The sequence below is a fragment of the Verrucomicrobium sp. BvORR106 genome (assembly GCF_000739655.1).
Classification (GTDB): Bacteria; Verrucomicrobiota; Verrucomicrobiia; order Verrucomicrobiales; family Verrucomicrobiaceae; genus Verrucomicrobium.
This window is the reverse complement of the sequence record NZ_BATR01000049.1, coordinates 24,380-33,244: the sequence shown is the minus strand read 5'-3', so window position 1 is coordinate 33,244 and position 8,865 is coordinate 24,380. Positions and strand designations below refer to the sequence as shown.

Sequence of the window (8,865 nt, the reverse complement as noted above, 5' to 3'; positions counted from 1 at the left end):
GATGGCCTATGCCACCTTTGTACGGGCGCAGCAGCGTTTCAGCGATGTGGCCACGGTGCGCCTTCCCACCAACGCCAAAAGCAACTTTTACCCAGGGCAGACCGGGACGGACATCTCCACCTACATGGCGCCCAACTACGGCAGCCTGGCGCGTGCCGAAGCGCTGCGGGAGAAGTTCATCACCGACACCGCCCAGTCCGTGGCAGTGTACTGCCTGTACCGCGCGAACAACGTCTTCAATACCGTCCGGCCTGCCAGCATCGCCTCACCGCCCCCGGGCACGCGCATGGACACCCCTGAGGCCTTCCGCACCTATCTCTCCACGGCCATCTCGGGCTCCGGCTCCATTTTCACCAGCTATCGCAATACCGGCGTCACTCCCAACTACTCTGTCTTCTTCCTCGGGTTTTCTCAGACTGCCTCCACCATCCCCGTGCTGGCCGTCTATGACGTGGATTTTGTCGAGGCCAAAAACCCCAGCGCCACGAGCACGATTCTAGGAACCTACGCCAGCGTGCGACGCTATGTGAATGGCGGACTCACGGCCTACTATGATGTGATCTACCGGGTCAGCGGGGAGACGGAGTCCTTCGTCCCGCCGGTGGTCGCCTTCGAACGCCGGTCCCTTAAAGCCATTGCCGAGGGATCGACCACGATCGACCGCTTCAAACTCGCGGCGGAGCAACCGTTCTACTTCATCTTCTGGCCGGACCCCGCCGTGGACTCCCTAGCACTGCCCGGCAATGTGAACACCGGCGGCGTGCTGAATGGCAGCTATGGCACCACAGATCCGCGGAGGGCCTACAATCACATGGCGGGCCGCACGTCCTTCATGTTCACCACCCCCATGTTTCCCTCCACCTAGTCGATCCATGCACACCTTTGGTTCCAGCAGCAAGTCTCGTCATCGTCGCGGCGCCGCGATGATGTTCGCGCTGGCCATGGTCATGGTCGGCACCATTGCCGTCACGGGGATGATGTATGTGTTGGGAGCCCGTCTGCAGCAGGCGGAGCGCATGGCTTCCGCCAGCCAGCGTCGTCTGGCCTGGATGAACACGGACGCCGCCAACCGCCAGTACGGCTACGTGTACAGCTTTCGCGACACGGTCACCCGCGCTGCCAGCAGTGCCTCGCTGGCCACCAACTGGGGCGGACTCCAGGCCTCAGCCTACAGCAACCTCTCCGCGTATGAGACCACTCAGCGGCCCTCCGCCCCGGTCGTCTCCTACCCTTTCAACAACATCCAGGTGCCACCCACGGAAGATGAAGGCTATTTCTATGAACGAACGGTGGCGGACTCCAACAGCAACCAGGCGGAGCACGTCAGCATGTTCAACTACCTGAAGTCCTATCCCGCGCTGCTTCAGGGGGATCTGCTCGTTCTGCACAAGAAGGCGGCCAGCGCCACGGGGGATTACTACATCACCAACAACATCCGGGTCGATGGCCGGGTGGTGATCTACGACGGCACCGCCCAGACCACAGACTTGCGCGCCAATAGTTACATCCACATGAAGCCTACCTTCACGAACACCGTGAAGAACAACGCCGGGACCGCCACGCAGCTTCCGGAAAACTATGCTATCACCCCCACCGCCACGGCAGGGTACGGCGGCACGAGCACGCCCACTGCGGTGACCAACGGGACGTTGAAGATGATCAACAACACGGACTTCACCCCGGGATCGATCTACCACCTCGGCCAGACCACCGGCTCCTGGTCCACCTACAGCTCCACCACGGCAAGCGGCAGCACCACCACGGCGGTGCAGATCGTGCAGGAAAACAGCCCCACCTACGCGCCGCCCACCACCTCACCTTATAACACGACCTACAGCGGCAAGTTCAAGGTCCTCAAGATCCGCCTCAAGAACACCGGCCTCACGCATTGCCGCATCACCGGTGCCTATGATCAGGTGGTGATTGAAGGTCAGACGACTGCGACGGAATACTCCACCGCCGACACCCTCTCCCCCATCATCGTCTGGCTGGATCCGACCAGCACGGTAAGGGACGTTCGCTTTGTGGGTGAAAACAACCGCCGGTTCATCCTGGCCGCCGGCCCTGGCACCGGCACCGGAGCCGGGACGACTCTTTTCCTGGGCTATCAAAGCAGCAGCATCGTGTCAGGCGGCCCTCTGCGCTGGCGAACGAACCTCATTACCGAATACCGCCCCGTGTACATCAATCTGCCGACCTCGGTCAACTTGCAGATGACCGGAGGCATCCGCACCGACTGGGTGCTGAACTGCACCGACACGGGAACCGGGGTCCGCATCATCCTGCAGCGTGAAACCGATCCGGAGAATCTCGAAAAGCTTCTGCCTCGGGACGCCTGGATGGAAACCTACTTCTTGGTTCGATGAAAACGCACCTCCCTGGCCGGAAGAACGGCTACACCATTCTCGAAGTGATGATTGCCTCTGCCCTGATTGGGGCGGTAATCGGTGGCACGGTCTCTCTGGCGGGCACGATGAACCTTCAGGGGGAGACCGCCGAAGTCACGGCCGTGGCTCTCAACTACCAGGACAATGCCGCCCGCCTGTGGCAACTGGGTCTGACTCCGGCCGAAGTGCTGGCAGTGATGCCTCACGTGACCAACAACAGCATGCTGGAGTCCGCCGTCGTTCCCTACGGCACCGCTCCGGGCACTCAGGTCAGTTTCACCAGTGAAGGCACGGTCGCCATGGCCAACTCCATGGGCACGCTGGAGGACGTCACTTGCTCCGTGACCATCCGCAACCCGATCTCCTCCACCCACCAAGCGGTCGCGCTTGAGGTTTACCGCCCCAGCATCCGCTGAGATCCCCTCCTCTCTAGATACTCATGCTCAAGAAAGTCCTCATCACGAATATCCATACGGGCGGCACGCACGAGTCGTTCGTGGAGACGGACACGCACGAAAAGGCACTTATCGGGTCCGGCATGTCGGGGGCCGAAACTGCCACCATCGAGGACATCGTGGGCCTCGATGAGACGGTCCACAAGATGACCCTGCCGAAGGAGAACCTGGATGACCGGGTGGTGTTCTTCAACGGACTGGCCCGCTGTCTGGAGCGGAACATCGGCATGATCAAGAGCCTGCAGCTGCAGGCCAACCGCGTGAAGTCCCCCAAGTACCGCGGGGTGATTGCGGAGCTGGTCTATGATCTGTCCATCGGGGAGAAGTTCAGCGACGCCATTGCCAAGCACCCCTCGGTTTTCCCCAAGGAGCTGCTGAGCCTGATCATCGCCGGTGAGGAAGCGGGTCAGCTTTCCACCGTCTGCCGGCGGATCGGCTCAGCCCAGAAGAAGACTGCGCGAATTATCAAAAAGCTGAAATCCGGGATGATCTACCCAGGAGTGGTGGTCACCTTGGGAATCGGGGTCATCATCATCATGAGCTACACGCTGGTTCCAGCGATGCAAAAGCTCTACACCTCACTTAAAGTTCCGCTTCCCCTTGGCACCAAGGCGCTCGTGTTCATGTCCGAGACGCTGATTCACCAGCCTTGGACGCTGGCCATCCCGATCGGCGGGCTGTTTATGTTCTTCAAGAACTGGGGGCGCATGACGAGCACGCGGACGGCCCAAACGCTTTTCCTCAAGCTTCCGATCATTTCCAACTTGGTCAGAAAGTCCGCGTCTGCCGTCAGCTTCCGCTGTCTGGCCATGTTGCTGGAGGCCAACGTCCGGCTTTCGAACGCTCTGGCTATCACCGCCGAAGCTTCCTGGCATTGGCACTACCGCGAATTCTTCGAGCGTCTGGCAGGGCACATCAACGTCGGGCGGACCATGCACGAATCCTTCCTCATCGAATCCCATTGGCTGGGCGATGATGGGCGCACCATCTGCGGGCTCATCGAGCTCGCCTCGGAAACAGGCGCGGGCACGGAGATGCTCAACGAGATCGCCGACGACTACGAGGACGAACTCGATACCCTCGCCAACCAGGTGGACAAGATCATCGAGCCTCTCACGATGATGATCCTCGGCCTGATGGTGGGCTTCCTCGTCTATGCCATCTACGGCCCCATCTTCAGCCTCGGTGACGCCATCCTTCCCGGTCGAAAATGAGAATCAAATGAACCGAAACTTATTGTTCACACAGCCGGACTGCCAAATTTGATTGAAATCACTGCAATATTCATAATTTTGAGTTGACGATAATCCAAGAAATGATAGAATTTCCATCGTTATCATAAATGATCGAGCCTGCTTTCTCTTCATCTAAACCATTTCCTCAGTGCTCCCTAAACCATAAACTCAGACATCCAGTACCTATGAAAAACACGAAACCAAAAAACATCATCAGCCAGGGCTTCAGCCTTATCGAAATGCTCGTCGTGATCGCCGTCATCGGTGTGATTGCAGCCATTGCCATCCCCAGCATCAGCGGCATCAGTGACGCAGCTACAAAGACGAAAGATCAGCGTAACGCCCAGAACATCGTTTCCGTGTTCCAGGCGGGCGTGGCGGCTGGTGCAACTTGGGACATCTCCGCTCCCGACAAGACCGTGGCCGACGTGGTGAAGGGCAAAACTGGAACCGGTGCCTTCGCTACCAAGTCTTTCTCCGTTCCCGGCCTTTCCGCTACGGAACAGACCAATGCCCTTAAGTACATTGATACGGATGCCAACAAGGCGTTGGTCTACAACAAGGACAAGACGCCTTAATCGCCTTTCCGATTCAGCCTTTCCCGCGGCCCTGGCAGAAATGTCTGCCGGGCCGCGCTGCCTCTTTAATTCCTTTAACCGTCCGTCATGAACTCGATCCACCCGCACAGGGCTCCGGGATTCACCTTGGTTGAGGCTCTGGTGACCATTGCCATCCTTTCCATCATGGCAGGAATCCTTATCAGCGCCTTTTCCGGTGCCACGACGGACGCCAGCCGGATGATTGCCCGCCAGCAGCAGGCCGCCGTCCAGAATGCCGTGAATGCCTGGGTTAACGGAGACAGCAACCGCGTCAACGTCATCAATGCCTCCACGGGCACCGGCAAACTCCGGACTGTGGAAGAGATCCGCACCGACTACAACAGTCGTACCACTTCCCTGGCGCGTCTGAACCTGATCGCCTCATATCTTGACGATCCGACGAAGAATCACTTCTTCAACAGCACGACGAATTCTGACAAGATCAAAAGCGATGCCCTCACCGCCACCAAGCAATACATCACCCTGCCCACTTGGGCTTCGGGAAACTATCCGCAGGTCCTCCTGACCGCGGAATAACTTCACCTGATCCGGCTTATGCAACCCCGCACCTTTTCATCCAGACCGGCCAGGCTGCACGCCGCATTTTCCCTGGTCGAGATGCTGGCCGCTGTCGCCATCATCGGCATCATTGCCTTCCTCGCCATTCCCAACTTGGTGAAGATGCGCGGTGATAGCGAACGTAACATCGCGATTGCCCGTGCAGAGTCCATCAACATGGGCATGGCCACTTTCATCCAGGTCCGAGGCAGGACTCAAGCCGTGGCGGACTGGACCGCCGCCACGACCGATCAGCTCAAGTACGTCAAAATCGCCCCTTACATCTCCTTTTCGGAGACGAATCTGACCGACTTCATGCCGAACGGTTACTCAGTCACTTTCCGCACGATCGACCCTCTGGCTAAGGTGACCCTCAAGCAGGGCACCACTGTCATCAACTACTAAGGTTCATTTCCAACCTCGAAATTTGCCATGAAGGGAACAAGGACATCGGCACAATCAGCGAGACGGGAAGATGGCATCAGCATCATCGAGCTCATCATGGTCATCGCGGTGATCGCCGTGATCGCAGCGGTGGCCATTCCGAGGTTCAGTGAACTGACATCGAGCTCTCGCACTGCCATCGCCAAGAACACGCTGGAGACGCTGAACACAGCGGTGCACAAGTTCAACATGAGCAACTATGAATTGCTCTTCACTGGCGTCGCTCCCTCCGGCCAGGATGAAATGCTCATCCTGCGAACCATGCAGTATCGCAACCCGGACAATCCCAAACCTGGCTCACCCTACATGCGTAGTGACTGGAACCCCGATATTTCCAGCAGCACCGAGGACTTCCGGTTGATGTGGACTGGCACCATCTACAAGATGATCTCGCCCGGCGAGGCAGGAACCGGATTGAAGGTGAACTTCGATGGTACTGACCTCGGTACCCAGTTTGTTTTCCCGCCAAATTTCACGATGGCCGGAAAGTAGCTCTCAGTTTCAATACCCCGATTTTTCCCGACACCTCACATGTCTGTCGCCGCCCAGTCGTCTCCCCTCGGTTTTGCCACCGGTGCCTCCGCTCCAGGTACGGAAGCCGCGGGCGCGAAGGAAACGCTGGTGATGACCATCGAAGGGGTGGCGCTGCAGAACGGCCTGGTGCCGGTGAACCTGCTGCGCGAGAGCTGCCCTCCTGAGGCGGAACGCATCCTCCGAAAGCTGGGCCGGATGCCCTACACGGCCGATCCCTGGCTGCCGGTGGCGACGCTGGGGCCATTGTTGATCATGGCCCACTTCAATCCCAAGGCCACGGACAACTGGGGTGTGCCGCCTGCACTCACGGTGCGGGTCCTCATCTCCAAGGACCAGTATCAAAAGGCGAGGCAGGATTTTGCCAACCGGTGCCAGCAGAATCCCATCCCGCAGGAGAACCCCCTGGAAAAGCTGGAGGTGCCCCGCCTGAGCGAAGGCGGTCTGGATGCAGCCTTCGAATGGCTGCTGAAAAATTATCCCTACGAACCCTCGGATGCGACTCGTCTGCGCGGCTACTATGCGGTGCTGCGGGACAAGAAGACTGCGCTGAGCGTGGCCGACTTCAACGGCCTGCAACGGAATCTGGGCGTGGCCCTCCGCTACCTGACCACGGACGGCAAAGCGCAGGTGTACAATGCCCAGGAAGCCCCCCGGCAGCAGCTGTTTCCCCATCACCTGCTGGAGCGGTTCAATGTATACCCCCTCTATGCTGGCCGTCATTGCATCTATCTGCTGAGCGAGTCGCCGGACAACTACGCCTTTGAAGACGAGTGGATGTCCCTCGGCAACGAGGCTGGCAAGATCATGCCAGTGCTGGCGGACCCCAGCGCCATCCGCGAGGCCATCGCCCGGGCTGCCGCCAACTTTGACCCCAATTCGGTGGCCAAGGTGGAAGAGACCCGTCTGGCTGATCGCGAGGAAAGTGATGTGGTAGAAATCAGCGCCGAAGACATGGCGCGAGTCAACCCGCAGAACCCGAACCACTCGGCGGAGGAGCTCATGCACTGGGCCCTGTTCACCTCCATCCGCTGCCGGGCCAGTGACCTTCACATCGAGAAGTTTCACAACGTCACGCGATTCCGGGCCCGCATTGACGGCAATCTCAAAGTCATCCTCACCGCTCCCGAGGAGCTGCTCTCCCGCTTCGTCGCCCTGGTCAAAAACTATTCCAACATGAGCCAGACGCGCCAGGAGGCTCAGGATGGCCGCTTTGCCATGCGCCTCGGCCGGCGTCGTCTGGACGTTCGTGTGGCCGCCATCCCCACGCGGCGGGAGTTTCAAAAGGTGATCATGCGATTCCTGGACAAACAGGACGGTGTGCGTCACCTGAGCGACTTCAATCTCAGCCAGCGGCAACAGGATATCTTCACCCGCGTGATGCGCCGGGACCAGGGCCTGGTGCTGGTGACCGGACCCACCGGTTCAGGTAAAACGACCACCCTCTACGCGCTGCTCAACAGCGTGAACGAGGTGGACGTGAACATCCAGACGATTGAGGACCCAATCGAGTATGAGGTGGAGGGCATCAACCAGACGCAAACCAACCCGGTGTACGGTCTGGACTTTGCCAACGGCCTGCGGGCCCTGCTGCGAGCCGACCCTGACATCATTCTGATCGGGGAATCTCGTGACACCGAGACAGCCCAGGCGGCGGTGAACGCCTCCCTCACGGGTCACTTGGTGCTCACCACCCTGCACGCCAACGACTCTCTGCGGGCCGTTTCCCGCCTCCTCTCCATGGGAGTGGAAAAGTATCTTCTGGCGGATTCCCTGGCCCTTAGCCAGGCACAACGGCTGGTGCGCAAGCTCTGCGGCTACTGCAAACGCCCCGTCGCTGCTTCGCGCGAGATCCAGGAGCACCTGTTCAAACAAGGGGCCATCACCCACGCGCTCACCCAGCCGGTCTATGAGAAAGTGGGCTGCGATGAGTGCCACGGCACCGGTTACAGCGGCCGAATCGCCCTCATGGAGTTGTGCGAGGTGAGCGATGAAATCCGCGATCTCGTTGAGGCCGCCGCCCCACTCTCCGCCCTGCGGGCCGCCGCGCTCACCCAGGGTTTCCGCACACTTTATCAGGAGGGTCTGTTGCAGTTCCTCGCTGGCAACACGACACTGGATGAAATCCGCTGTCTCTCCTACACCGCCATTTAAACCCCACCCATGAGCTTAGCTGCCCCCATACCTGAAAACCCTGAGCCTCCGGTCACGATGCCGGCGTTCAGAGGGCGCATCCTGCTGGTGGATGATGAACCGGTGCTCCGGGCCCTGGCCAGCACGATTCTCACCTCCCACCGCTGGGAGGTCCTGAGCGCCAGCAGCGCCGAAGAAGCCGCGCAAATCCTCAAGTACTGCGTCCTGCACCACACCAAGATCGATCTGGTGATTCTGGACCTGGTGCTGCCCGGGGGCATGTCCGGCATGGAGGCGCTGGAGGCGCTCCGCGTCATCCAGCCCGGCATCCCTGTCATCGCCTGCAGCGGATTCTTTGTGGATGAGGAGAGCATCGCCAGCTGCCGACGTATGGGATTTGATGATGTGCTTCCCAAGCCCTACACTCCCCGTGCACTCGCGGAGATGGTGCTTCGCATCCTGCCGAACGCCGTCCTCCCCTTTCAATGACCCGTTTCAAGGTTAACAACTCGTACCGACAGAT

10 protein-coding genes are annotated in these 8,865 nt (G+C 59.5%); all 10 read left to right on the top strand.

What is annotated here, in order from left to right; all coding sequences use genetic code 11:
• Window positions 1–865, top strand: an 865-nt coding sequence (locus tag BV106_RS07515) for a hypothetical protein (RefSeq protein WP_038162791.1), incomplete at its 5' end; no start/stop codon positions are given.
• A gap of 7 nt (window positions 866–872) precedes the next feature.
• A complete protein-coding gene (locus tag BV106_RS07510; RefSeq protein ID WP_038162789.1) occupies window positions 873–2,366 on the top strand; it encodes a hypothetical protein in 1,494 nt (497 codons plus the stop codon).
• Window positions 2,363–2,803, top strand: coding sequence for a prepilin-type N-terminal cleavage/methylation domain-containing protein (locus BV106_RS07505; RefSeq protein WP_038162787.1), 441 nt, complete (start codon window positions 2,363–2,365; stop codon window positions 2,801–2,803). Before BV106_RS07510 ends, BV106_RS07505 begins: the two co-directional genes overlap by 4 nt.
• A gap of 23 nt (window positions 2,804–2,826) precedes the next feature.
• Window positions 2,827–4,056, top strand: coding sequence for a type II secretion system F family protein (locus BV106_RS07500; protein WP_038162786.1), 1,230 nt, complete (start codon window positions 2,827–2,829; stop codon window positions 4,054–4,056).
• A gap of 206 nt (window positions 4,057–4,262) precedes the next feature.
• The gene (locus BV106_RS07495) at window positions 4,263–4,655 is read left to right on the top strand and encodes a prepilin-type N-terminal cleavage/methylation domain-containing protein (protein WP_038162785.1); all 393 of its coding nucleotides are present in this window, start codon (window positions 4,263–4,265) and stop codon (window positions 4,653–4,655) included.
• 87 nt (window positions 4,656–4,742) lie between these two features.
• The gene (locus BV106_RS07490) at window positions 4,743–5,213 is read left to right on the top strand and encodes a type II secretion system protein (protein WP_038162783.1); all 471 of its coding nucleotides are present in this window, start codon (window positions 4,743–4,745) and stop codon (window positions 5,211–5,213) included.
• 18 nt (window positions 5,214–5,231) lie between these two features.
• On the top strand, window positions 5,232–5,639 hold the full coding sequence (locus tag BV106_RS07485; protein WP_038162782.1) for a prepilin-type N-terminal cleavage/methylation domain-containing protein: 408 nt from the start codon (window positions 5,232–5,234) through the stop codon (window positions 5,637–5,639).
• 27 nt (window positions 5,640–5,666) lie between these two features.
• Entirely contained in the window at window positions 5,667–6,170 is a 504-nt protein-coding gene (locus BV106_RS35225) for a hypothetical protein (RefSeq protein WP_051945356.1), read from the top strand.
• Between the two features lie 39 nt (window positions 6,171–6,209).
• Window positions 6,210–8,363, top strand: coding sequence for a GspE/PulE family protein (locus BV106_RS35220; protein WP_051945353.1), 2,154 nt, complete (start codon window positions 6,210–6,212; stop codon window positions 8,361–8,363).
• Window positions 8,364–8,372: 9 nt separating this feature from the next.
• Window positions 8,373–8,831: a response regulator gene (locus tag BV106_RS07470; RefSeq protein ID WP_081891585.1), complete on the top strand. Its 459-nt coding sequence runs from the start codon at window positions 8,373–8,375 to the stop codon at window positions 8,829–8,831.
• Window positions 8,832–8,865 lie beyond the last annotated feature (34 nt).